The sequence below is a fragment of the Phenylobacterium sp. P4_E10 genome, assembly GCF_056401675.1.
Genome location: NZ_JBFUIW010000007.1, coordinates 176,449 through 200,539, shown reverse-complemented (window position 1 = coordinate 200,539; position 24,091 = coordinate 176,449). Strand labels below are relative to the sequence as shown.

Below are 24,091 nucleotides of genomic sequence, written 5' to 3'. Positions count from 1 at the left end.
TCCGTTTTCAGGAACGTCGAGGTCGACCGCATCCGACCCGTTTGCGGACGCCATGCCGCCAGCTAGACTGGACATGAGAGCTGGGGGTGAGACGTGACTATTGAGGCGCTAACTCGCGGAAGGCCGCTCGCGATCCTCATCGGGGGGACCCTCGTCGTCTACGTGCTCGGAATGACCGTGGCGAGGTTTCTCTTCTGGCCAGGCTTCGTATTGATCACCGTCAGCAGCGTCGCAATGTGGTACCGATTGGCGCGGTTCCTCCTCGATCGGGTCAAGGAAAAGTAAGGCCGACGGCCGGTGCCTTGGATTGCGCATTCCACCCGTCCGCGACGTTCGCCAGGCCGCCTCCTCGGCAAAGGGACCTGACGGCATCCAAACGACCGCCCAGCGCCATTAGGAGACAGTGGCCCGGAGCCCAGAAGCGGACTTCAGACAGCGTCCGCTACAGGGTTGGCAACGTCGTCCGCTTTCAACTCAGCGGTCGGCGTTAGCTCCCCCGCAATAGCGTCTCCGCCTGCGCCAACACGGTCTGCACCGCCAAATCGGACAGATCTGGCGGATACCCATAGCGGCGGAGAATTCGCTTCACGAGGATGCGCATCGACGCTCGAGCGCTCTCGCGATGGTGCCAGTCGACAGTGACATTGCCGCGGAGCTGCTCGACCAGCTCATGCGCGATGAGCCGTAGTTGCTCGCTACCGAGAATTTCGACGGCCTTTTCGTGCTCGGCGAGCGCGTCATAGAACGCCAACTCCTCCTGAGAGAGCCCCGTTTCCTCGCCGCGTGAATAGGCTGCCTTCAGATCCTTGGCGAGATTGATCAGTTCCTGGATCATCTCGAGGGCAGACAGTGCGCCGGCGTGGTACCTCGCAACGGCGTCCTCGAGCCGCTGCGAGAAGGCCTTGCTCTCGACTACGTTGGTGCGCGACCGGCTCTTGATCTCGCCAGCCAGCAGCTTCTTCAACGCCTCCAGAGCGAGGTTCTTCTTCTCCATTCCCGCGACCTCGAGCAGGAACTCGTCGGAGAGGATCGAAATATCCGGCGCCTTTATTCCGGCCGCTTCTAGAACATCGATGATATCGGCCGAGGCGATCGACTGGTCGATCAACTGCTGGACCGCGAGGGTCTTGTCGGCGGTGCTCAGACCGCCCCTTGTGGAGCTCTTCGCGAGTGCGGCCCGGATGGCCTGGAAGAAGCCGACCTCGTCGCGGATTTCGCGGGCTTCGTCACTCGCCGAGGCCAAAGCATAGGCCTTGCCCAATCCCAAGACGAGATCGTGGAAATGGCGATGAGCCTGCTTTTTCTCCTCGGGCGTATTGACCTTGGCCGCCTCCTCCTCGGACCACTTCAGCACCCAGTCAATAGCCCCCGCCAAGCAGGCCAGGCGTTGCATCGGCGCCCCGGAAATCCCCGGTTGGTAGTCGAAGCAATGGAAGATGCCCCGCACGACCTCGTAGCGCTCGATCAGGACCGCGACAGCCTCTTCCTCGTCGATGCCGGTCTTGTCGCGATCCGCCTGGGTGTACTGACCGAGCGCGGCCTTCAGGTTCTGCGCGATGCCGATGTAGTCGACGACCAGTCCGCCGGGCTTGTCGCGAAACACCCGGTTCACCCGGGCGATCGCCTGCATGAGACCATGCCCCCGCATGGGCTTGTCGATGTACATGGTGTTCATGCAGGGGGCGTCGAAGCCCGTCAGCCACATGTCGCGAACGATCACCAGCTTGAGGGGATCGGACGGATCGCGCGCGCGCTTGGCCAGAAAGTCCCGGCGTTTCTTGTTGCCGATGTGCTTTTGCCACGCCAGGGGATCTGAGGCCGAACCGGTCATCACGATCTTCACTGCGCCGGAGGCGTCGTCGTCCGCCCCCCACTGGGGTCTCAGCGCGATGATCGCGTCATAGAGTTTCACGCAAATGCGCCGGCTCATGCAGACGGCCATGGCTTTGCCTGTCAGTCCCCCTGCACGCGCTTCAAGATGTCGAACCAGATCGGCAGCGATCTGGTCAAGCCGTTTGGTGGACCCGACCAGAGCCTCGACCGTCGACCACTTCGCCTTGGCCTTCTCGGCCTCCGTCAGGGTTTCGTCGACGACCAGGGCTTCGACCTCAGCATCGATCTTCGGCTTTTCGTCCTCGTCGAGCTCGATCCGCGCCAGCCGGCTCTCGTAGTAGATCGGCACCGTCGCGCCGTCCTCCACCGCCCGGCTGATATCGTAGACGTCGATGTAGTCGCCGAAGACCGCCGGCGTGTTCACGTCGTCCGCCTCGATCGGCGTGCCAGTGAAGCCGATGAAGGAGGCGTTGGGCATGGCCTGACGCACATAGTGGGCATAGCCGTACCGGCGCTCCCCGGTTCCGAGGTTCAGCTTGGAGTCGAAGCCGTACTGGCTGCGGTGCGCCTCGTCGGCCATCACGATTAGGTTGCGGCGGTCGGTCAGCTCCGGGAACTGCTCCTCGCCCTTCTCGGGCGAGAACTTTTGCACCGTGGTGAAGATGACACCGCCAGAGTTCCGGCTGAGCAGGCGTTTGAGTTCATCCCGACTCTCCGCCTGCTCTGGCGTCTGCCGGATGAGGTCACGGCAGACGCCGAAGGTCGAGTAGAGCTGGTCGTCCAGATCGTTGCGGTCGGTCAGAACGACGATCGTGGGATTTTCTAGCGCCGGGGCCTTCACGACCAGCCCGGCGAAGAAGGCCATCAGCAGGCTCTTGCCGGAGCCCTGGGTATGCCAGATGACGCCTATTTTGCGATCGCCGTCCGGCCGAGTGGCCTCCACGGTTTCGATCAGTGCCTTTCGGGCGCCATGGAACTGGTGGTAGCCGCCGATGATCTTGAATGGGCCCCGGTCGCCGTCGCCGAACACGGTGAAATCGCGGATCAGGGCAAGGAAATGCTCCCGCTCAAAGACACCGCGCAGAAGAGTTTCCAGCTCCGCCGATCCCTTGTGGGTGAAATCGTCGTCCGCCCCGGTGATGGTGCGCCACGGCATGAACCGCTCGAAGTCCGCAGTAAGCGAGCCGATACGTGCTTCGAGGCCATCCGAGGCCACGAGGACGGCATTGGTGCGGAATAGTCCGGGCACCTGGGCCAGATAGGTTTGGAGCTGGTTGAAGGCGTCGCTCGTGGTCGCGTTCTCGGCCGCGGCGTTCTTAAGCTCCAGCACCGCGAGCGGAAGGCCGTTGATGAAAAGCACTAGATCTGGCCGACGATTGAAGGCCCCCTCGACGACCGTGAACTGGTTCACCGCCAGCCAGTCGTTGGCGTCCGGATTGCTGAAGTCGATCAGCCAGACTTTCTCCGACACGATACGGCCGTCGGCGGACCGGTGCTGCACCCCGACCCCGTCGGTCAACAGCCGATGGATGCGGCGGTTCTCCTCGACCAGTGAACCCGTCGCGCTCGTCAGCAGCTGCCGGATCGCCTCGTTGCGCGCCGCCTCGGGCACGTCGGGATTCAGCTTGGCGAGCGCAGTCTCGAGCCGGGGCAGCAGGATGACGTCGGAGAAGGCCTGACGCTGCGGCGCCGGACAGTCCGGGGCGATGCTAGTCCCGTGCAGGTAAAGCCAGCCGAGATCCTTGAGGATCTCGATGCCGGCTTCCTCGACGATGCCTTCCGAGAATCGCTTCATTTAAGGCTCTCAAAACCTTGGCGAATGACACCTGCCATGAGCTTCCTCCTCGCCTCCAGGAAGTCAGGGTATGCCATGCCCTCCCACCCGTTCGGCAGAGCGTGGTCGAACAGCATCTTTTCCCACTGTGCGTTGGAGAAGCGCTCCCGAATCGCGGGCGCGTACCGGCCCGGCGGCGCCATGCCGATGTCGATGTTCTCGGGCCACTCAAGCAGCGCGTAGTTGGCCATTTGGTTGATCTCGGTCTGCTCTTGGGTGACCGCCTTCTCTAGCCAGGCCCGGGGAAAGAGGTGATGCCGTTCCAACGGCTTCTTCTTCGCGCGAAGGGCAGGATCAATCAGCTCTGAGATCTTCTTGTGCGAGAACAGAACATTCGCTCCCAAGCGGTTCTGCGAGGCGACATAGGCGAACAGTTGCGGGTTACGCGCAGACGACGTCGCCAGCGCCGCCGGTAGGGTGATCGCCCAAAAGTCTTCGGTAAGCTCGTTGGCCATGAGACTCTCAAGCATCGCCAGAAACGCTTCGCCGGAGTCGAGCAATTTGATGCGGTTCAGGTCCGCGTCCATGACGGTCTCGGGCGAGCTCGTGTAGCGGCCATTGAGGCTAGAGAAGAAGAACCAGCGCCCGATCGCCTTCTGCAGCTCATGCTCCTTGATCTGGAACCTGACCCTCCCCCACAGGTAGAAGGCATAGGCGTACAGAAGCGCATTCTGGGAAGAGATCATCTCCTCGCTTCTGAACCCTGCGCCGACCAGGGCGCTCAGGAACTGATGCCAGTGGGTCAGGTTCAGGACATGCGCCTGCGCCTCCGCCAACCGCGCGAACTGTTCCTCGCGGCGCTCCGGTGAGAACTCGCCCGTCTCCGGGTCCTTGCCCCGCAAGACCTGATACACGCTCTTCAGCCGCCCGCGGCCAAAGCCCAAGGCGACGGACACCCGCAACAGCTGGTCCGGATCGGGCTGGAGGAAGTGGTTGAACGGCGAAGCGCCGGCACCCGGCGCATTCGGTCGCCGAGCGGCGCGACAGAAGCTCTCGAGGTCCGAACGCCCGGTGTCCCAGAACACGGACAGCAGGGTCAGGATGAAGTCGGCCTGGTTGAGCTTCACGCCCTCGCTGTTGATCCGCACGAAGATGTCCGCGACCTGTTCCTCATCGACCGAGGACGCGATCTCCAGCGCGGTGAACGGGTATTTCTGCAAGTCGAAAAGCCGATCGAGATTGTGGGCAATGTCCTCCTCTTCTTCGTCGGAGAGGGAAGCCTTCTTGCTGACCTGCGCGATGTAATCGTTGACGATCTTGCGGCTGGACCGTTTCGAGGACCACATTTCGGAGATGTTGGCGATCCATTCGGGATTGCGCCGGATCGCGGCGTCGGCGACCTCGAACCGGCGCGTGCGCGGATTGAACGCGACCTCGATCAAACGTTCCTTATAATCGACGTCAAGGACCGCCCGGCCCTTGAAGACGGCATAGAGGGACGTCAGGCGTTGCTGGCCGTCGACGATCAGGCGGTTCGGCGCCTTGTGAGCCTTTTCATCGCTGCCGATTTGCTTGGCGCCGGCGACTTGGGCGTTCTCCCAGAACAGCAAATAACCAACCGGAAACCCCTGATACATGCTGTCGAACAGCTCGCGCACCTTGGCGTTCGACCAGACGAACGGGCGCTGGATATCGGGCAGGCCGATGTCGCCCAGCTCGATGTAGTGCAGTAGATTGCTGAGATCGTAGTCAACGCGCTTGAAGCAGGTTTTCAGATCAGTCACTCGGCCGCTCCTATGTCCGAGCTTGAACTCGAAGCCAGAGATGCAAAAAGTTCGACAGTGGCTGCCGCGACAGCTTCAATCTCGTCGCTCGAAACGCCGTTCATCCGGAGAATTCGTTTGATGTCGACACTCACGGACGCGTGCCCAAAAGCACGGCCGCTCCAGTCGACCGGCGCGGTGGTGTGAAATTTTGCGGCGAGGTCGCGAGCCAAGGCGGAGACCTGTTTGCTGTCCAATCCTTGTGACCGCAGCACCCGCGACAATTGCGTCTCGAGGTCCAGCGGCACGGCGGATGGCCTAGTCGGCTTGGCCGGTCGTTGTGCCGGTTTCGGCGGCTGTTTCTTGACGGATGTTGTGGACTTCTCAGGCTCCGCATCCGGTTCATCAACTCGACCGCCAAACCACTCGTTGCAGTACAGAGAGGCACCGATTGGATCCGGAAACAGGCTGCCGTGATGAATATTCATCTTCCGGAGCATACTGAGACAGTCTCTCCGCTCCTCAGTCGAATTGGGGATGTGGATTTTGAAGATGTATCGGCCGACCGCTTCCGGGTCGTCCATGTTCACGGTCTGCGTTTCCGATAGCAGGTTGAGGATTCGGGTTTCGAGGGTCTCGGACCCCGAGGGAGACAATGTGAAAAGGCCAGCTTGGTTTACCAGGCGAGTGTGGTCATTCCGTAGAGGCTGGACGATCAACTCGCTGTCCAATGCCTCTAGCGCTGTCTTGTTAATGACAAAGATCGCCCGGCTGGGGTTCGAGTCTTCGTAGGGAAAGTCGGGATCCGCGAACGCAAAGAACAGGGCGACGAAGGGCGATTTCGTCCAGTCAAGCAATGGGGTCGCTAGGCCGTGATGCTGGCCGAAGGCCCAAAGCTCGTTGTCATCGTCCAGAAGTTCGGGGCCGATGCCACGCCCCCGCATCGCGAGACGAAATTCTCGTTTCTGCTCGGCGGCGCGCTTGGGATCGACAACCCCCGGGCCAGAGGGCGGATATCGGCCCAGGGTGGGCGTAAGCTGCCACTCCTGACGTTTCTGCCCTCGGAAGATTAGTTCGCCACCACGAGGGTTCATGAGCTTGTTGCCCAGAGCCGACTCGAACCGCCGCCAGTATTTCAGGCGACAAACGGGGATCAGACCGTCGATCCGCTCATTCCCCCAAGCCAGTTTCGGCCACTCTGGGAGCGAGAGGTGATGCGGCTTTGGTTCGGAACGGGCCGACGTGGTCATTGGGTGGACTCAACCACTGGCGCGTCTCCGACCCGCACGATGCCGGACATCAGCCGGGGCAGCAGGTAGTCGCGAGTTTCGGCGAGGGTGCGGTTTTCGGCCCGGAGACTGAGCACCCGCTGGAGCAGAGGCTCCGCGAACTGATCGAACGCCTCAAAGACTTTGCCGCCGCCGATCAGCAGGGTCGTCTTCATCAGGGCCGGCGGCGAGATGCGCTGGTGACTCTTGGAAGTGCCGGTCACCATGCCGGCGAGAATCTGGCGGACGGTCGGATCACGGAAGAGGCAGTAGAGGAGACCTCGACCGGCGCCCGGCAACGGCTGGAAGATCAGGAATTCGGTCGATGCGATTTGCTGACGCACCGACGGAGGGTTCGGCAGCCAGATGCGCGGGATTTCCGGGTTGAGCTTGGAGAGCAGCACCGCGCCCTCGGGTACGGGCGTCTTGTTGCTCTTGATGTCCGCGCCGAGGTCGATTGCAGGTTCTTGACCGCTGTCAAAGGCTGGCAGGCTGTAATGCTCAAACTCCACACTCGGATGTGCGAGCGGATCGATGCTGCCCTTACAAAGGATAGCCAAATCGGCCAGCGTCGCGGACTCCCATTCCTGCGGCTGCCCGTCATCTTCGAAAGACGCGGGAAACAGCGCCGCCAGTTCGGCGGCGCGGGCGGGATCGGGGATGAGGCCTCCCATGACGGCGACCGGGTCGGTCTCGCCGGCCAGCTTGCGGCGAACGGGGCCGAAGTCGACGAACCAGTCGCGGAAGACCGCCTGGGCCATCGCCGCCAGCGTCTCGTTCTTCCGCCGGTTCAGCTCAATTTTTTCGTCGATTTGGCGGAACATTCCTCCCAGAGCTGCTTGCTCGGCCTTGGAAGCCACAGGAACAGGAAGCGACCGCAAGCGGTCGGTATCCAGCACACCAGTTCCATGCCCTGCCGAGCTAACCCATTCGAACAGCTGCGGTTTGCCTGCGACAAGTGCGTAGTACAGAAAAACCGGATCGACTTCATCGTTGGCAATGATTGCCTTGATGTCCTGATTGAATGTCATCCGATGATCGGCCCGCACCACCCGGATCTCGGTATGAAGGGACATTCCTCGCACCGCGACGAAGGAAGCCCCGGCCGGGGCTAGCTTGGTCCCTTTGCCGATTGCGACCGGTGCCACCGTCTCTTCCGTAGTGCCAGTCCAGCGACCCATGTCCTTTGGAGTCAGCCAAGGGATGTTTCCCTCCCAGAGCTCGGCATTTGTCTTCCGCGGCGTGCCTCCCGAAAGCAACGTGGCCATTTCTCCGAGCGGTTTCGTCGGAAACCTGCTCATCGGTCGAGTCCGCTCAGTGCGGCCTCGATCCCAGATTCCAGCGACCGGCCCTGCGCAAACTGCTCCGCCAGCTTCGCCCTGAGCGCCCCGAACCGCTCCTCAAAGCTGACCCCATCATCCTCCTCGTCCGCCGCGCCGACGTATCGGCCCGGCGTCAGCACATGCCCGTGGCCGCGCACCTCATCCAGCGAGGCCGACCGACAGAAGCCCGGCTCGTCTTCGTAGGCCTCCAGCCCCTGCGCCCCATTCGTATCCGGTCGGTTGCGCCAGCGGTGATACGTCTCCGCGATCCTGGCAACGTCTTCGGGCGAGAACTCCCGCCGCGTGCGGTCGACCATGTGGCCCAGCTTTCGGGCGTCGATGAACAGGATTTCGCCGCGTCGGTCGCGGTGGCCGTTGGCGCTCTTGTCGCGGGCCAGGAACCATAGACAGGCTGGGATCTGGGTCGAGTAGAACAGCTGGCCAGGCAGGGCGACCATGCAGTCGACCACGTCGCCCTCGATCATGGCCTTGCGGATCTCGCCCTCGCCCGACTGTTGCGACGACATCGAGCCGTTGGCCAACACCACCCCGGCTGTGCCGCGCGGCGCTAGATGATGCAGAATGTGCTGCAGCCAGGCGAAGTTAGCGTTGCCCTGCGGCGGCGTGCCAAAAGTCCAGCGCGGATCGTCCTGCAGGCTGGGCTGCCACCAATCTGAAATATTGAACGGCGGGTTCGCCATAGCATAGTCGAACTTCAACGTCGGGAAGGCGTCGCGCAGGAACGAGCCTTCATTGTTCCAGGCGATATCGGCGTCGATGCCGCGCACCGCCAGGTTCATCTTGCACAGGCGCCAGGTCGTGTGATTGCGCTCCTGACCATAGACGGCGATGTCCGAACGCCGGCCCTGGTGGTCTTCGACGAACCGTTCCGACTGCACAAACATCCCGCCTGAGCCGCAAGCGGGGTCGTAGACCCGCCCCTTCACCGGCTCCAGCACCTCGACGATGGTGCGCACCACGGACCGGGGCGTGAAGAACTCGCCACCGCGTTTGCCCTCGGCGCCGGCGAACTGCGAGATGAAATACTCATAAGCCCGGCCCAGTAGGTCCTGCGCCCCGTCGTGGCCGACCCTCATGTCGACGTTAGAGAACAGGTCGACCAGTTCGCCCAGCATGGTCTTGTCCAGCTGCGGTCGGCTATAAATCTTGGGCAGGACGTCCTTCAGGACCTTGATGTTGGCCTTCTCAATCGCCTCCATGGCGTTGTCGATCAGCCCGCCGATGTCGCCCTTCTTCTCTTTGCCCGTCGTGACGTCGACGAAGGTGATCTCGGGTTGTTTGGCGTTGGCTTGCAGGTTGAACCAGCGCGCCTCGGCCGGGACCCAGAACACGTGGGCGGCGAGGTATTCCTCGGGGTCCTCGGGATCGGCATAGGCCTCGCCCTTCAGCTTCTCGTACTGGGCCTCGAATGCCTCGGAGATGTACTTCAGGAAGATCAGGCCAAGCGCGACGTGTTTGTATTCCGACGGTTCCAGATTACCGCGCAGCTTGTCGGCGGCCTTGAACAGCTCGGCCTCGAATCCGAGATCGCCGCCGTTCGCGGTCTTGGTCTTCGCAGCCATATACTCCCCCCGTAGTTGTGCTGACTTAGCGGCCACTACCGCGGGCCGCCAGCATGAATCGGGCGAGCTTACCGAAAAAGGGGCGAGTTCACCTCCGTCCTACTCGTGGGAGAACGCCCGCTGTGAACTAATCTCGGCTTGGCCGACCGGGACCGCTACCAACTAGAACTCGACCGTTTTGCACCACTTGCCTTCGCTTCCAGAACCCGACAGACGGAGCCCGCCGAACCGATCCGAGAAGTGACCGAACGCGGCCTCTCCTACCGTCCAATGAGTCCGGTCTGGCCATTGAGCCCTGGCCTGCCTACCGTGCCGGAACCGCGACACCAGGCTGCGCAGAACCGGTCATCCCCAACGTCGCAATGAGTCCCATGCGCCCGGCGATGGCCGGATCAATCGCGATGCGGAAGATCGGTCGCGCAGCGCTGCTTGACGCCAGGACGGGTGGGACCACGCGCGCACAGCATCAGTGCCTGTGCATTGAGCGCCACCAATTCCCGCGCCACCTCCAAACTGTGCCAGCTTGCAGGGTCGGCCGTACTCATCAATCGCCGACCGGCCTCCCATCGGTCTTCGCCCAACGTCGCCGCCGCCAAACGCTCCGCGACCTGCCACTCATTAGGCAATGCTCTCGCGATCGGGCCTGATAGGGCGAGCCAAGCGGTGAGCGTCAGCACCGCGCTCATCAAAGCCACGATGGCCAACTGGCGCCGCTGCCACTCCCAGCTTCGTACCCGCCCGGCGTGACGAGCAAGATCCGTCCCGACCCTTTCCAACTCGACCATCACGACCTTCCAAGGTGCACGCAGCTCATCGTCGACGGCGCGCCTCATGCGTCTTAGCTGCTCGGCCAACGCCTCTGGCGTGACCGCAAGCACTGGCTGACCTGCCAAGCGCTCGGTCTCATCAGCCAAGCGTTTGAGTTCATCTGCTTGGCTACGAAGCTGCCTGGCGATCTCTGGCGATGTCTTGGTCGGCTCCGCGAGCAGCCCCTCGATCGCTCGCCGCAGCAACGCCACCTCGCCGCGCAGATTGTCGAACGCCTCCTCGGCCCCGCCTTCGCTCATAGCTCAAGCCCCCTGCCCCGTTTGCCAGGCCCATCCAGACTGAGTTGCTGGCTTTGGTCGGGCTGCTTTTGCATAGGCCCGCTGGCCCGGACCGGCGCCTCCAGCGGCGCCTGCGCCGGCTGCAGCTGGTCGGGCCGAGGGCGGAAGCCGGCAAAGACGCGGGACCGTGTCTCAGCGGACCGCTGAGGATCGCGCCCCACGCCGTAGTCCAAGGTCGTGTCCTTGGCCCGCTCGCGGCTCAGCGCGCTCTCCAAAGCCCGTCGATCGACGAAGGTCTCGCGGTCATAGTGCAGCGTGACCTCCTGCCGATGGCGCGACAGCGCCACGTAGGTCGCGTGCCGGTCCATGTGCGCGCTGGCCAGCACGTGCGCGCGATCGACCGTCACGCCCTGCGATTTGTGGATCGTCGAGGCGTAGCCGTGAACGAGGTGGTTGTAGTCTTTGAGCTCGACGGCGATCTCAGCGCCGCCGTCGAGGCGAACGCGCATCGCGCCGTCACCGATCCCCCGAACTTCGCCCAGCGTGCCGTTCTTCACTCCGAGTGAGCGCTCATTGCGCAGGAACATCACTCGGTCGCCGGGCGCAAACATCAGCTCGCCGCCCGCCGTCGCGACCGCTTTGTCATCACCCAACGCGCCGCTCTCACGCATGCGCTCGCGCGCCAAACTGTTGAGCTCAGCGACGTCGACGCGCCGATAGGCGAGCATCACCTGGCTCGAGTTCGGATGCTCGACCCGGGCGCGGTCCCACCCGGCCACCAGCGATCGCGTTGCAGACGCCCCGTCTGGGTGCGCCCGCACCATTCCGGAGGCGTGATAGGCGGCGAGCGCTTGGCCGGTGCGTTCGGTGGCCAGCAACCTGGTGGCCGCCCGTTGCCAATCGACCTGCTGACGGCGCACTTGGGTCAGTTCCACCGCCCCATGCCCATCGGCGATCACCCGGAACGCCGCGCCGGCCTCGATGGCCTGCAACTGCTCGGGATCGCCGACCAAAACCACCTTGGCGCCGGCGACCTCGGCCTTACCAAGGATGCGTTCCATCTGACGCGAACCGACCAGGCCGGCCTCGTCGATCACCAGCACGTCTTTGGAGGTCAGCAGGTCCCGGCCCTGCTCCCAGGCATGTTCGTAGCTGGCCAGGGTCCGCGAGGCGATGCCGGAGCCGCCTTCCAGGTTCTCTGCGGCCATCCCCGACAACGCTGCGCCGCGGACCTGGTAGCCGCTCATTTCCCAGGCCGATTTGGCGACGCCGAGCATTGCGCTCTTGCCCGTCCCGGCGTAGCCGACAACGACGGAGAGACCGGCCCGCTCGGTGACGTGTTTGAGCGCGCCTGTCTGCTCAGGCGACAGCTTCAACCCACCCACTTCAGCCAATCGCATCGCGCGCTCGCGGGCGCCGCCCATCACGCCGTGCGAGCGCGCCTTTCCGAGGCTCGCGGCCGCCCGTTCCATGCGCTGTTCGACCGATAACATCTCACGGCTGGTGAAGCGCTCGCGACCGGCGCCGTCGCGGCCGAGACGGATGACCTCGGGACTGGCGCGCAACGCCGCCAGCACCTTGTCGAACTGCTCCTTCCCGTCGCTGTAGCGGTGCACGAACCGGGCGAGATCATGATCGGTGAAAGTCGCCTGGTGGCGTGAAATTGCGTCCAGCGCCAGCCGCAGATCGGCCAGGATCCGCTCACCATTGCGCGCCGCGATCTGCCGATGGTTTTCGGCGCGCTCGGACCATTCCTGACGGCCTTCCTTACGCGCCGCCGCCGGCCCGATCTTCGACTGCGGCTCAAGCTCGATGCCTTGAGCCTTGAGGGTGCGGTGGTCGACCCGCGCCTCGATCCCAAGTTCCTTGAGCCTGCGATTGACGTCGGTGCTCCAGGCCTCCCGCCATTTGCCCAGCGCATTGGTGCGGTTCCAGTCGCGGACCTTGGCGCCGAAGCCGCTCTCGCCGGCTTCACGCAACGACAGCATGACGTGCGCATGCGGCTTAGCCTGGCCGTCCTTGCCGATGTCCCAGTGCACGTTGAGATCGGCTACCATGCCCTTGGCGACGAACTCGCGCTGCACGAACGAGCGGGCCAACGCGACCGCCTCGCGCTGCGGCATTTCCCGCGGCAAGGCGAACTCGACTTCGCGCGCCAGCTGCGCGTCTTTCCGCAGCTCTGCGGCCTCGACCTCATTCCACAAGGTCGCGCGATCGGACCAGCGCTCCGGCGCTCCGTCCGGCAGCAAGATCTCCGAGTGAACGACGCCTGCCTTATTCGTGAAATTGTGCGTGCGCTCGATGCGCTCATCGTAGAGCCGCGAGGCCGATCTGTAGGCCGCCGCAGCGACGGCGCTGGACCCCTTCCCGCGGCTGATCACCTTGGCTGCGAAATGATAGATCGCCATGCCCCGATCCTGCGAAGCGCAACGTCGACACGACGTATAAGCGCGCACTCCGACCTTCCGGCCGTCGTGACTGAGCGCCAACCCCGCAAGGTTCGGGGGTATGGCTGCGCCGCTTAGCGCCCCAGACTTTCCGCCTCATGACCCCCGTCCAGCGGAGAGGAGACCCAAGTATGAAGAAGCCCCGCGACATCGACGCCGAGCTGCGCGCGCTGGCGCAGAAGGCCAGGGACTTGAAGGCCAAGCGCGTGAACCAGCTCGGCGAGTTGGTGATCGCGACGGCTGGCGAGGACATCAAGCCTGAGCTCCTGGCCGGCTTGCTGCTGGCCGCGCAGGACGCCACGCCAGCCGAAAGGGAGGTGTGGCGCGCCAAGGGCGAGGCGTTCTTTCGCAAACCCGAAGGGCGGCCAAGGCCAGCTCCTGCAACGCCTCGTGAACCTGGCGAAAGCTGAACGCCGCAACATCAGCGCCCGCAGAAGGCTCGAGGCCCTGATGGCGCGTAGCGAGACGAGGCCCTGGATGAGCGAGCGACGCGAACGCACCCGCCGGCTGATCGAGCTCGGCGGCCTGCTGCAGAAGTCTGGACTTGTTGAGGCCACCGGCGATGACCGGGCGATGATTTACGGCGCCCTGCTGGGCCTGGCCGACCTGGCCCAGGGCCCAACCGGCCAACACGAACGCGAGCTGTGGCGGCGGCGCGGAAAGCGCACCTTCGAGGCTGCCGAGGACGAGCGAAGATACGCAGGAATCTTTCGCGGTTTTCGTCCCCGCCCCGCGGAGCCCGAACGATGAGAGCGCTGGTCCTCATCTACCTGGTCTTCGATACCGCGGTCGGCGCTTTCTTCGGGATCGCCCTCGTCAGCGTGGGTCTCTTCATCACCGATCTAATGGGCCACCAAGCTTCCCCGCTTGCGCGCGACATGATGGGCAATGCTGCGGCCGCACTCGGCGGGTGGATCGCCTTCCGCAAAGCGCGCGCCAAGTCGCGGCCTGTCTACATGGACGCCCACGGCTCTGCGACCTTCGGCGACGAGGCCACTGAGCGCCCTGCCCTCACCCGTCCGGACGGGCTGATCGTCGGCCGCGCCAGCGACGGTTGGCTGATGCGCTACGGAGGACCTGCGCACCTGGTCACCATCGCCCCGACCCGGTCTGGCAAGGGCGTCGGCGCGATCATCCCCAACCTACTGACGTTGGACCGTTCGATCATCTGCGTCGATCCGAAGGGCGAGAACGCCCGGATCACCGCCAGGGCGCGGCGCGCGTTTGGGCCGGTCTATGTGCTCGATCCCTTCGAAGTCTCCGGCCAGTCCTTCGCGCGGTTCAATCCGCTGGCGGGCTTGCGGGAAGACAGTCCCGACATCGCCGACGACGCCGCGCTGATTGCTGAGGCCCTGGTCTATGACCCGCCCCACCAGGTCAGCGAGGCGCATTGGAACGAGGAGGCCAAGGCGCTGATCGCCGGTCTCATCATGCACGTGGTCGCGAGCTTCTCAGCCAGCAGCTGCACGCTTTCGCGGGTGCGAGAGATGCTGACCACCGCGCCAGAGATCTTCGCGGCGGAGCTGAAGCGCATGCAGGCCAGCCGCGCGGCCGGCGGGCTGATCGCGCGCACCGCCAACCGGCATCTGAGCAAGAGCGACCGCGAGGCGGCCGGCGTGCTCTCGGCGGCCCAGCGGCACACGCATTTCCTGGACAGCCCGCGCATGCGCCAGAGCCTTTCGGGGAGCGACTTCTCGTTCGCCGATCTCAAGGCCGGCGGCGCCAGCATTTTCCTGGTCCTGCCGCCCGAGCGGATCTCGACCTATTCGCGCTGGCTGAGACTGCTGGTCTCGCTCGCCATCCACGACCTGGCGCGTGGGTCGAGCTTTCGGCCGCCAGGGCGGCCGGTGCTGTTCATGCTCGATGAGTTCGCAGCGCTCGGTCGGCTCGAACCTGTCGAGCGCGCCTTCGCGCTGATGGCCGGCTATGGCGTGCAGCTCTGGGCGATCTGCCAGGACATCCACCAGCTGCGCGGGCTTTACGGCCAGCAGGCCGGCACCTTCCTCTCCAACGCCGGCGCGATCCAGGTCTTCAACGTCGCCGACGTCGACACCGCCAGCTGGGTCTCCCGCACCCTGGGCACCATGACCGACCATTACACCAGCGTCGGGACCAGCCGTTCGCAGGCCTTCAACCAGCCCTTCGCGACGCACGGGGAAAGCAGCACCGAGCACTATGTCGCCAGGCCGCTCATGACCCCCGACGAGATCCTGCGCATGCGCTCTGATCGGATACTGCTGCTCCGTCCAGGAAAGGCGGCGCTGGCGCCCTGGAAGGTCCGTCACTTCGCCGATCCGGAGTTCAAGGGGCTGTTCGATGCCTAGCGCGGAAGCCGGCCAATACAACCTTGGCGGCTTGCCAGCCGCCCACGCTCAAGCCACTTAAGGGTCCTGATGCGCACCGACCTTGATCATCTACCGGCCAACAAGAAGAGCGAGCTCGAACGCATTGTTCGCATCCTCTTTGAGGAGTTCGATGCGGCCAAGGCGCATCGCAGCCATGCGCATCGCCGCAACGGACAGATCCTCAAGGTGATCCTGTTTGGCTCCTACGCCCGCGGTGACTGGGTCGCCGATCCCGTCGGCGGCTACTACTCCGATTATGACCTTCTGGTCGTCGTCGACCATGAGGATCTGACCGACGTCGTCGAGTACTGGGCCAAGGCCGACGAACGACTCCTGCAGGAAGTGACGATCACCAAGCGCATCTCCGCGCCGGTGAACTTCATCGTCCACAGCCTCGCCGACGTGAACGAGAAGCTGCGCCTGGGGCGGTACTTCTTCGTCGATATCCTGAGGGACGGCGTGGCGCTCTACGGGACGCCGGGGCATGAGTTTGAGCGGTCAGAGCCACTCAGTCCCGAGGCTGCCCTTGCCGAGGCTGAGGGTCACTTCGCAACTTGGTTTCAGACCGCATCGGACTTCGCCGAAGGCGCAGCGTTCTACCGCGCGAAGGGCAGTTCTAACTTGGCGGCGTTTTCGCTGCACCAAGCAACGGAACGGCTCTACGTCTGCGTCCTGCTAGTGCTGACGCTCTATAGCCCGAAGTCGCACAGGCTGAACTTCCTGCGCTCGCAGGCGGAGCGACTTGCCCCATCGTTAGCGGCGGCTTGGCCTCGGGAGACACGCTTTGAGCAGCGTTGCTTCGAGCTGCTGCGCCGCGCCTATGTCGAGGCGCGATATTCGCCCCACTACAAGATCAGCGACGAGGAGCTCACCTGGCTAAGTGAGCGTGTCCAGACTTTGCAGGGGCTAGTTCAGCGGGCCTGCGAGGGGAGGCTCAGCGAACTAAGGGCCGGCACGGTCAGTTAGACCGCATTGGCTCAAAGGCGACCTTCGGCATGTCCGCTTAGAAGGCGGATTCCCCATCTAGCCTGGCCCCGTCAGCAAGGGGCCAAAGCGGTTCATCGCTACATCTGCTTCTAGGTATCGAGCCTCTGCCTACACCAATGACCAGGGCGGGCTCGAAATCGTCCTGTGACGGTTTGCTTTGAACCGCGCCTAATCTGACGCCCGAACCGACGGGCATGCGTCGGCCTCGTCCGGCGTTTGTCGGAAAGTTGGCGATGTGAGGTGATCGGCTAGTTGCCCCTAGACGCTCGCGGAAGCGTCCAGCCAAAGATGCCACAAGTCGATTGGACCCGGATCGTTGGCCGGCGGCGGCATGTGAGCATAGAGGTAGGATCTGCCGTGCCGCGTCTGCCCAGAATCGCCGAACGCGGGGTCGTGCGCGACTAAGCCATCTTGCACTGCGTAGGCTGCGGCTTGAGCCGGCGACGCTAGGTACGGCGCGAGCCGAGCCGAGAGCGTCGATCCATCGCGTACGTAAGCGATCATGAAGGCTTCGCGTCCGCCCCAGCCGTACTCCCCGTTGAGGAAGCGCCGTATGCCCTGGCCGCAGTAGAGGGTCTCGCCCTTGGCAGCGTCTATGATCTTGGCTTCCGCGATCAACGGGAAGCGGCGCGAACGCTCAGTCAGATGAATGGACAGGTCGGGCCGCTTCTCCAGATGGGTACCGTCGAAGCTCAGGCTTTCTTTGCCTCTGACGACGCACGCGACGAGTTGCCGCCAAAGCGGGTCCTCTTCGATCATGGCGTTGAGACGGGTTTCCAAGAGGGCGGTGAGTTCCGCTTCATCGCCGCCCGCGACTGTGCTTGGCGCGTTGAGGCGGATGTCCCTGAAGGCCTGCGCGACCCCCTCGGCGAGTATCTGCAGATGTAAATCGTCGATGGCCGCGAGCGGCAGGTCCAGACCGCGAGTCAGTTCCGCGATCTGATCGGGTCGTGGAGCCAACGCTGAACTCATCCGCGGCCGGGACCTTTCAGCACATTCAGGCGGGACCAGACGATATGTTGTGCCAGCAGCCGGGCCTGCGTCTCACTCCAGTAGCGGTTCTGGGCCAGTCGACCGATCAGCAAGCCTCCGCCAGCCTCTTCGACTATGAGCTCGCTAGCCGCGGTCGCATCAGCGGCGGCGAGAAGACCTTCCCAGCCCGCATCGGTCGAAACCATTGCAGGCGAGCCGCCCACCAACAGCCGGAGACCCATCCAGGGTGACATCGAGTGCTCGCCAACCCTGAGCACCCTGATCGGGGTGCCGAACCGCTTGGCCCAAGGTTCGAGTTCCCTCTGCAAATGGGTGCAGAAGTGATCGACGATCTCAGCGCCTGGCCGAGCCTGGGCGGCTGCTTTGTTCTCAGCGAAAGGAAGATTGTAGGCGAGCGTGTCGGAGATAACCTGTAAGTCCGTTGAGCCGAGGCCGTATAGGTCGGCCACCCACCCATCGATGTCTTCCCAGGTTGCAGCTGACCGTCGGAGGCTTTCGAAAAGCGTGTCGATCTCCTGTCGGCGCGGCGCTTCAAGCCCGCGGAAATCCGGCAAGGGAATCCGATCGAGTGCGGCCTTCTCCACAACCTCGCGCTCGAATCCGAATTCTCCGCTGGTCATGAGGGTCAGCCACAAGGTGAACTTGCTGCCGAGGACGAGGGCGAGGTAGCGCGAAAACAGGCCGGCGTCGGCCATCTCACCCGGGCAATAGCCGTAGAAGTTCTCATTATAGGCGATGGGCATATCCGAAACCGCAACGCGGATCCGTCCGCGCTCGGCCGACGGAACCTTGTGGACCACGGTGATCGGCGTGGAGAACAGTCGAGGATCCCGAGGGTCGTGCACGCGCGCATGTTCGAATGAGTCGAGCTGCTTGGTATCAATCACCAAGTCCTCGAGACTTGCGATCGTGACATCCGGCAGGCCATGGAGGTACCGCGCGTCCGCCCCGGGCAGGCCGTCTCCATTTTCGCGGATCCGGCTGCTGGGTTTGAGGGTCTGATAGCCTCTTCCCGCGCCCGCCAGGCGTCCTCGTCCGGAAACGCCGACTGCATCAAGCCAGAACGTTTCGAGCGTGGGGTGCCCCTTGGTTCGAAGACGTTCGAGCAGTCCGGCGTCGGCCTTCGAACCTCGGAACAGCACCTTGAGCAGTTCTGGCGTTTCCATCATCTGTTGGGTCGCGATGATTTCTGCCGACTGGGCGTCGATCCGCATTACGCCAGCTGCATTCAGGTCCGATTCCAACCGGGGGCTGATTAGACGAAAGCCAGCGCCGACGGCTGGCCGCTGGTTGGTGGCAAGCAGCAGGCAGAAGGGTGCGGAAATCTCGGGCCATACCTTGGTCTGCCGAAGCTCCACGCCGTTGATGACCGAGGTGATGTCCAGCGCCTGGAAGAGGGCGCTTCGGGCGTGGGCCATGCCGTCGCCCTGCTGAAACAGAAGGCGAGCGTGTAGCGCGAAGGCGATCTGCCCGCCGGGCTTCGCCCACTCCATTGCGCGCCAGACGAACGGAAGATCCAGCACCTCATTCGGCAGGGGCGGCGCGACTTCAACGCCCATGCGCTCGCTAGCGATCCGGGAGACACTCTGCAGGACTAGCGGCCAGTCAGGAAGTTTGGTGCCGGTCGCCCAGGGCGGATTGCCTACGACCATGTCATAGCGAGCCCGGTGCTCATCGCTAACTAGCGGGCCGAGGCTTCCGAGCTTGGCTCCGGGCTGGCCGTCCGGTCCGACCATAAGATGGAGCACCTTGCCCCTGAGATCGTCGAAGCGCAGCTTGTCGATAGGCTGTGGCTCGGGATCGAGTTCGATCGAGATCAGATACAGCGCAAGCGCTGCGAAGCGCAGGGCTTCTTCGTTCACGTCGAAGCCCGCGATTTGATCGTAGAGTATTTCCCGCAGACGCTGAGTGTTAGGCCGTTTACCGTCGGCGCGCCAGCGCGCAGCTACCAGTTCACGGAACGCGGTCAAAAGAAAGACACCAGCCCCGGCCGCCGGGTCGAGAATGCGCGCCTCGGCGCTCGATCCATCCCGTTCTAGTGCGCGGAACGACGCGCGCACCAACAGATCGGCGATTGGTCGCGGAGTGTAGAAACCACCCTCCTTGCGTTGCTTCGTTGGCGCATGGCTGCGGAGGTAGAGCTCATAGGCTTGGCTAAGCACGCCGACCGGTATGTGGGCGAAGTCGAGCTGATCCCAACGTTCCGCCCAACCTAGGAAGAGCTGTCCACCCTGCGCTCTGCGCATGATGTTACCAAGCACGCTGTAAACGGGCGCCGGCAGCGTCTCGAACAGGGAGGCAGAGAGAGGAAGGAGGTCGCCATTGAAAGTGTCGTCGAGCCACTTGCATGCCGCGCGCGCATTGTTTGGCGTGTCGAACATAGCGGCCGCGACCTCGGGCGTCGAGAACGCTTGGGGCAGGAGATCGCGATCGCCCAAAAAGCGGGCGAAGAGCGCACGGCCGACAAGGGAGATTGCGTCGCCGTGCTCGAGGTCGAAGCCGATGAGTTTGTCGATCGCTTCCGTCAGGAGATTGAGGACGACATTGGAAATCCAGCCGCGCTTGGACTGCGTCGCCTTCGGTCGGCGATTGGCCAAGGTCGGGAACACGTCTCGGCCTGGTCCGGTCAACCCATCGGTAGCCACTCTCGCCTGCGCAGGTGTCTTGGTATCCAGCGCAATGGTGTAGACATCAAGTCGCCCTGGCGAGACGACGCCCAGATACGGCGCATCGCCGCGCATCGCGAGGAGGCGACGGAGCTGGTGGATATCGCTGGTGTTCTGGACGTGATCGGCGTCTACCAAGAAGACCAGGGGCGCGTCCTGCCATTCGTAGACTGCGCCGACGATCCGGAGGATAGAGTCACCTCGGCGCCGCGCATTGGTGAGCGTGGCATAGGGAAGGAGCTCAGCTCTTTCGGTATCAAGCGAGTGCAGAGATCTCAGGTCGGCACCGAGATCGTCTAGCCAGTTTAGCCACTGGGTCATGACCGCAGATCCAGGCTGGCCTGGCGGTCTCCGCCGAAGTGGCCACGCCGCGAGGCTCCCCGAGGCTGGCGCGTCGGCGCGACTTTGGCGATTGCCGCCCTATAGTCGATTCCACTGGCAGCCATTTCGGCGACAAGGACGGTCACAAGGGCGATATGCTGGGGCACGTCCCCGCGCCCCGCGTAGTTCGTGATCGAATTGGGGTTCATGCCGATGAGGTCAGCGAAGCTGCGCACGCTGAGTCCAGCGCGCTCCAGTTCGGCGAGAAATTGCACGTATGGCAACGCTTGGCTCCTCGTCTCGCCACACGAATTGATGTGTCATAACACACAAAACGATGTGCGCAACAACCTGCGCTATTTTCATCGCGTCGGGGTCGGAGGCAGACTGTTCGTTAGCCACCGAAAGGCGTCAGACGTCACTTCCGATGGCGAACCTAATGTCCGCATTACGCGCTCGATGGAACTCATTCCGCTGGCCGCAGCCACGACCGCTAGACCAGGGACGCTCGTATGCGGGCGGAGCTTGCGGGACGCAGTCGCTCCTCAGCGGAGCAGGGACGAGAAGAGGCTCGCGACTTCGTCGTCCCCGAAGGGCTCGGGTGGGCCGGGGCTGGGAGGCGTCGCCTGCCGGCGGATCGGATGCTCCCAGGCCTCGGCGATCTGCGCGTCGATCGTCTCCAAAGCCCTCGTAAGCCTCTCCTCGGTGATCGGGCCAAACGGGGCGAGCTCCCGCAGCAGTTCTTTATGCTCCTCCAAGAGTTCCACGTCGGACCCAACGTCCCGCAAGACCTCTCGCAGTGAGTCAAACTCCTGGTCGATGGTATTCGCCAGCGCCCGCCAGGCGGTCTGGGTGAAATAGGGTGCCGACTCGTTCAATGCGTCGGCGATGCCGCGAAGCTCGTGAGTGGCGACGGTCAGGAAGACGGCCTCCAGATGTTCCTCGAGCAAATCCGGGAGTTCCGGGAAGGGGAAGCCTGCGAGGGTCTCGCTGCGGATTTGGACGATCAGATCGAGGAGCGCGTCCTTGTCGGCATAGTTGAAGTCACCGGGCGGGCTCAATGCGAGCGCCTTCATGGCCTCGCCGAAGGGTAAGGCTTCCGTCCGTGCCCACCAGTCGGCGAGCAGCGCCAGTCGACGTCCGAGCGGCAGATCGACCTCATGGAAGGCGCGATCGCGGTAAATCTGCGTCTTTCGAGTAATGAAGAGCGGCAAGCTCAGCGTGGCGGCTGTGAGGACGGTCGTTAGGTCCGCGCGAGATAGTCGAGCCGCCTGCGCCTGGCGCCAGACCTCGGCGGCCCATCCGACCGTCGTGACGGCGCCGGCGCACGTGGCAAGGAGCGCTGGGTCACTAAGCTCGCCCTTTAGGAAGTCACGGACGGAGGGGTTGAGGAATGAAACTTGACCATTGTGGATTACTAGGAAGCCGCCTTCGAGTGTCGAAAGCGCGGCCTCGAAGTCGTTGGGCGCATGGGGGAGGCCGTAGGCTTGGCAAAGCAACGGGTGCAGGACGCTGAAGTGGTGCCTCAGAGCTGCAATAGACGCGCTGCGCGTTGTGCTTAAGAAGAGCGCGATCAGCAGGTGGCGGCAGCGCGGCGCGATGTGTGTCCGGAACGGGATTTCCCACATGTGCTTCGGGTTCTTGAGCATCGCTAAGAACGCCTCGACATAGGTCTCCGGTCCGACCTCCCGCAGGTGATTCGGATTAGTCATCCAGTCGATGATCCGCGGGCTGTAGTTTGGGTGATCGATGATCTTGGCGAGGCGAGGGTCGCGAACCAGCGCCTCGATATGGGCCGCCGGCGCGCCACCTTCGCACAAGTGATTGTAGAGAATGCGCGCGCGCACTTGACGCGTGTAGGCCCCGACATCGAGCACGTAGCGCAGCAGATCCAGGGTAGGGTTCGCCAAGGGTTCCGAGCGCTTGCGGGCACCTTCAAGGACGTATGCGCGGGTTGTGAGGATGAAGCGGTTGTCTTCCTCATGGATCACGCGGCGGATGAAGCGCGCCAGTTTCGAGTCTTCGTGCGGCGAGGTCTCCAGGTCGATGTGCCCCAGAAAGTCGTCAAAGAGGAAAACGCGGCGAGATCCGGGAAGCGGTGCTAACCCGTCGCTCACGCTTTCCATCGGGGTCAGTTCCCAGCCCCGAGCGGCATAATCCCAGGCCAGAATCTGAGCGAGGGTGGTCTTGCCGACACCAGGCGCGCCTGAGACGATCAGGACGTGGTTCGCCTCGAGGTGCTCCCGCGCCGCCGGGAAGCTCGCGTTCTCCACATACACCGTGAGGCTCTTGCGGATCTCCGCCTCGGTCATCGCCGCAAACCCGAAGCGCGCCGCGTGGACGATCCGTTCGAGCACCGCTGCGCTTGAGAGCCAAAGCTTGATGTGAGCACGGTAGATGTCGTCGTGCGACCGAAGCAGCCCTTCGAGATCACCGGCGGAGAAAATGTCGGCCTCGGTCTTGAGGGCCGGCCCGATAATGCCCGCTAGTGTCGCCTTGTTCTTGGGTGACAGCGGCCGCGACGTGGCGAGTAGGTAGCGATCCGGCTGCAGTGCGTCGATCGACGCCTTCTCGCGCCGCATGGCCTTAACTAGGTCCGCGAAGGTCGATCCGGCATAGTGCTTCGCCTGCAGGATTATCCTTCCGCCTCCCTTCGCGTGTCGGCCGTCCGCACCCCCGTCGGGTCCCCGGCCGAAGGCCTCTAAGCGCAGACCTTCAGCGCGACCGACGAGGTCACGTGCGAGGTCTTCGAAGTCTGGTGGCGAGAGATTGCTAAAGCTAACGGTCAGGATGCACCCCTCGCGCGTGGTGGCGGCGCCCCGCCGCGACAGACTACCTATGCAGGGCCCACCGTGCGGCAGAGGCCCGCTCGCGAGATCGAGAATAGCCACGGTTTAGGAGCCCATCAAAGCCATCTTAACTACTGGCAACTGCTGGCTGGCGCTTGGCCCTGATCGCTCTCTGCGATAGCCCCGCAAGCAGTGCCCGTAGGCAGTTCAAGTTCAATCGTGCAAGCCGTTGCCCATGGCCGCGAAGGTCCGGTTTGGGCAGCGATCTGAAGTTCCGCTCCTGGCGCTGGGCTGACGACAGATGCGGTCCGAAGCTTCCGCTATGAGGAAGTATTGCGTCCTGTAGTCTGGCGGCGCGTTAGCGGATGTCTCGGCCGCTCGCGAGTTCCAGCGCTGCGGCGGTGCGATCGTTCATCACCACCTGATGCTCCGTCCAGTCGATCCCTGGTTCCAATATCTCGATCCTTTCGGCCTCGTCATTGAAAAGGGGCGAGTAGATGAAGGCCTGTCGAGCCTGTTGAACCTGTGCTGCAAGCACGGCGATTCCGGGCTGTTGGGGCGGAATGATCGAGTGGTGGAACGGATCCTGATGCTGTTCCACACTGGGTAGGAACTCAATCGGCTTCCAGCTGTGGTGGAAGCTGTGAAAGCGGTACCGATGCCCATCCGGCCCAGCGCCAACAGCGGTTGGAAAGCCGCCGACACCGCTTCCGCGATCCACATGACTACTCGTGAAGGCGTGTAGAAAGGTTGAGTAGAATTCTTTGGCATCCTTCTCGTCGTCGCCAGTCAATTCAAACCCCTCGTAGACGGCGGATCGTATAGTAGTGTTGCCCAGCGCACCGTCCTCCATGGGGTTCGAGACCTGCCCGGACCACACTTTTCGTAGTTCTGCCGTTGGCTGGTGGCCACAAGGAACTCGACTTCATGGTGCTCAGAGGCTGTGAATGACTG

General features: G+C 63.5%; 16 protein-coding genes. 4 read left to right on the top strand and 12 right to left on the bottom strand.

Translation table 11 applies throughout. From position 1 onward, the window contains the following. Nucleotides 1-487 precede the first annotated feature (487 nt). From AC1DQJ_RS10820 to traA, 7 genes are all read right to left on the bottom strand, one after another. Nucleotides 488-3,628, bottom strand: coding sequence for a type I restriction endonuclease subunit R (locus tag AC1DQJ_RS10820; protein ID WP_477603064.1), 3,141 nt, complete (start codon nucleotides 3,626-3,628; stop codon nucleotides 488-490). Beyond that, nucleotides 3,625-5,391, bottom strand: coding sequence for a GmrSD restriction endonuclease domain-containing protein (locus AC1DQJ_RS10815; RefSeq protein WP_477603062.1), 1,767 nt, complete (start codon nucleotides 5,389-5,391; stop codon nucleotides 3,625-3,627). Before AC1DQJ_RS10815 ends, AC1DQJ_RS10820 begins: the two co-directional genes overlap by 4 nt. Further along, the gene (locus AC1DQJ_RS10810) at nucleotides 5,388-6,620 is read right to left on the bottom strand and encodes an FRG domain-containing protein (protein ID WP_477603060.1); all 1,233 of its coding nucleotides are present in this window, start codon (nucleotides 6,618-6,620) and stop codon (nucleotides 5,388-5,390) included. The genes AC1DQJ_RS10815 and AC1DQJ_RS10810 overlap by 4 nt, the downstream gene beginning before the upstream one ends. Then, nucleotides 6,617-7,939 (bottom strand): restriction endonuclease subunit S, encoded by a 1,323-nt coding sequence (locus AC1DQJ_RS10805; RefSeq protein ID WP_477603058.1) that lies wholly within the window; start codon nucleotides 7,937-7,939, stop codon nucleotides 6,617-6,619. Before AC1DQJ_RS10805 ends, AC1DQJ_RS10810 begins: the two co-directional genes overlap by 4 nt. Next, nucleotides 7,936-9,543, bottom strand: coding sequence for a class I SAM-dependent DNA methyltransferase (locus tag AC1DQJ_RS10800; protein ID WP_477603056.1), 1,608 nt, complete (start codon nucleotides 9,541-9,543; stop codon nucleotides 7,936-7,938). Before AC1DQJ_RS10800 ends, AC1DQJ_RS10805 begins: the two co-directional genes overlap by 4 nt. Nucleotides 9,544-9,935: 392 nt before the next feature. Further along, entirely contained in the window at nucleotides 9,936-10,610 is a 675-nt protein-coding gene (locus tag AC1DQJ_RS10795) for a DUF6118 family protein (protein WP_477603054.1), read from the bottom strand. Next, the gene (traA, locus tag AC1DQJ_RS10790; protein WP_477603052.1) at nucleotides 10,607-12,997 is read right to left on the bottom strand and encodes a Ti-type conjugative transfer relaxase TraA; all 2,391 of its coding nucleotides are present in this window, start codon (nucleotides 12,995-12,997) and stop codon (nucleotides 10,607-10,609) included. Before traA ends, AC1DQJ_RS10795 begins: the two co-directional genes overlap by 4 nt. A gap of 170 nt (nucleotides 12,998-13,167) precedes the next feature. On the opposite strand from traA, the gene traD reads away from it, so the two are divergent. From traD to AC1DQJ_RS10770, 4 genes are all read left to right on the top strand, one after another. Further along, on the top strand, nucleotides 13,168-13,446 hold the full coding sequence (gene traD / locus AC1DQJ_RS10785; RefSeq protein WP_477603050.1) for a conjugal transfer protein TraD: 279 nt from the start codon (nucleotides 13,168-13,170) through the stop codon (nucleotides 13,444-13,446). A 67-nt stretch (nucleotides 13,447-13,513) separates the two neighbouring features. Then, entirely contained in the window at nucleotides 13,514-13,786 is a 273-nt protein-coding gene (locus tag AC1DQJ_RS10780) for a conjugal transfer protein TraD (RefSeq protein WP_477603048.1), read from the top strand. After that, nucleotides 13,783-15,360 (top strand): type IV secretory system conjugative DNA transfer family protein, encoded by a 1,578-nt coding sequence (locus tag AC1DQJ_RS10775; protein WP_477603046.1) that lies wholly within the window; start codon nucleotides 13,783-13,785, stop codon nucleotides 15,358-15,360. The genes AC1DQJ_RS10780 and AC1DQJ_RS10775 overlap by 4 nt, the downstream gene beginning before the upstream one ends. Before the next feature lie 69 nt (nucleotides 15,361-15,429). After that, nucleotides 15,430-16,347 (top strand): HEPN domain-containing protein, encoded by a 918-nt coding sequence (locus tag AC1DQJ_RS10770; protein WP_477603044.1) that lies wholly within the window; start codon nucleotides 15,430-15,432, stop codon nucleotides 16,345-16,347. A gap of 279 nt (nucleotides 16,348-16,626) precedes the next feature. Here the strand turns inward: AC1DQJ_RS10770 and AC1DQJ_RS10765 are convergent, their stop codons facing one another. The 5 genes from AC1DQJ_RS10765 to AC1DQJ_RS10745 form a co-directional block, all read right to left on the bottom strand. Further along, nucleotides 16,627-17,328 (bottom strand): hypothetical protein, encoded by a 702-nt coding sequence (locus AC1DQJ_RS10765; RefSeq protein ID WP_477603042.1) that lies wholly within the window; start codon nucleotides 17,326-17,328, stop codon nucleotides 16,627-16,629. An 8-nt stretch (nucleotides 17,329-17,336) separates the two neighbouring features. Further along, nucleotides 17,337-20,348, bottom strand: a complete 3,012-nt coding sequence (locus AC1DQJ_RS10760; RefSeq protein WP_477603040.1) for an HsdM family class I SAM-dependent methyltransferase — start codon at nucleotides 20,346-20,348, stop codon at nucleotides 17,337-17,339. Then, a complete protein-coding gene (locus AC1DQJ_RS10755) occupies nucleotides 20,345-20,623 on the bottom strand; it encodes an XRE family transcriptional regulator (RefSeq protein ID WP_477603038.1) in 279 nt (92 codons plus the stop codon). Before AC1DQJ_RS10755 ends, AC1DQJ_RS10760 begins: the two co-directional genes overlap by 4 nt. Nucleotides 20,624-20,893: 270 nt before the next feature. Beyond that, a complete protein-coding gene (locus AC1DQJ_RS10750) occupies nucleotides 20,894-23,239 on the bottom strand; it encodes an nSTAND3 domain-containing NTPase (protein ID WP_477603036.1) in 2,346 nt (781 codons plus the stop codon). A gap of 256 nt (nucleotides 23,240-23,495) precedes the next feature. Then, nucleotides 23,496-23,930, bottom strand: a complete 435-nt coding sequence (locus tag AC1DQJ_RS10745; protein ID WP_477603034.1) for a hypothetical protein — start codon at nucleotides 23,928-23,930, stop codon at nucleotides 23,496-23,498. Between the last annotated feature and the right edge of the window lie 161 nt (nucleotides 23,931-24,091).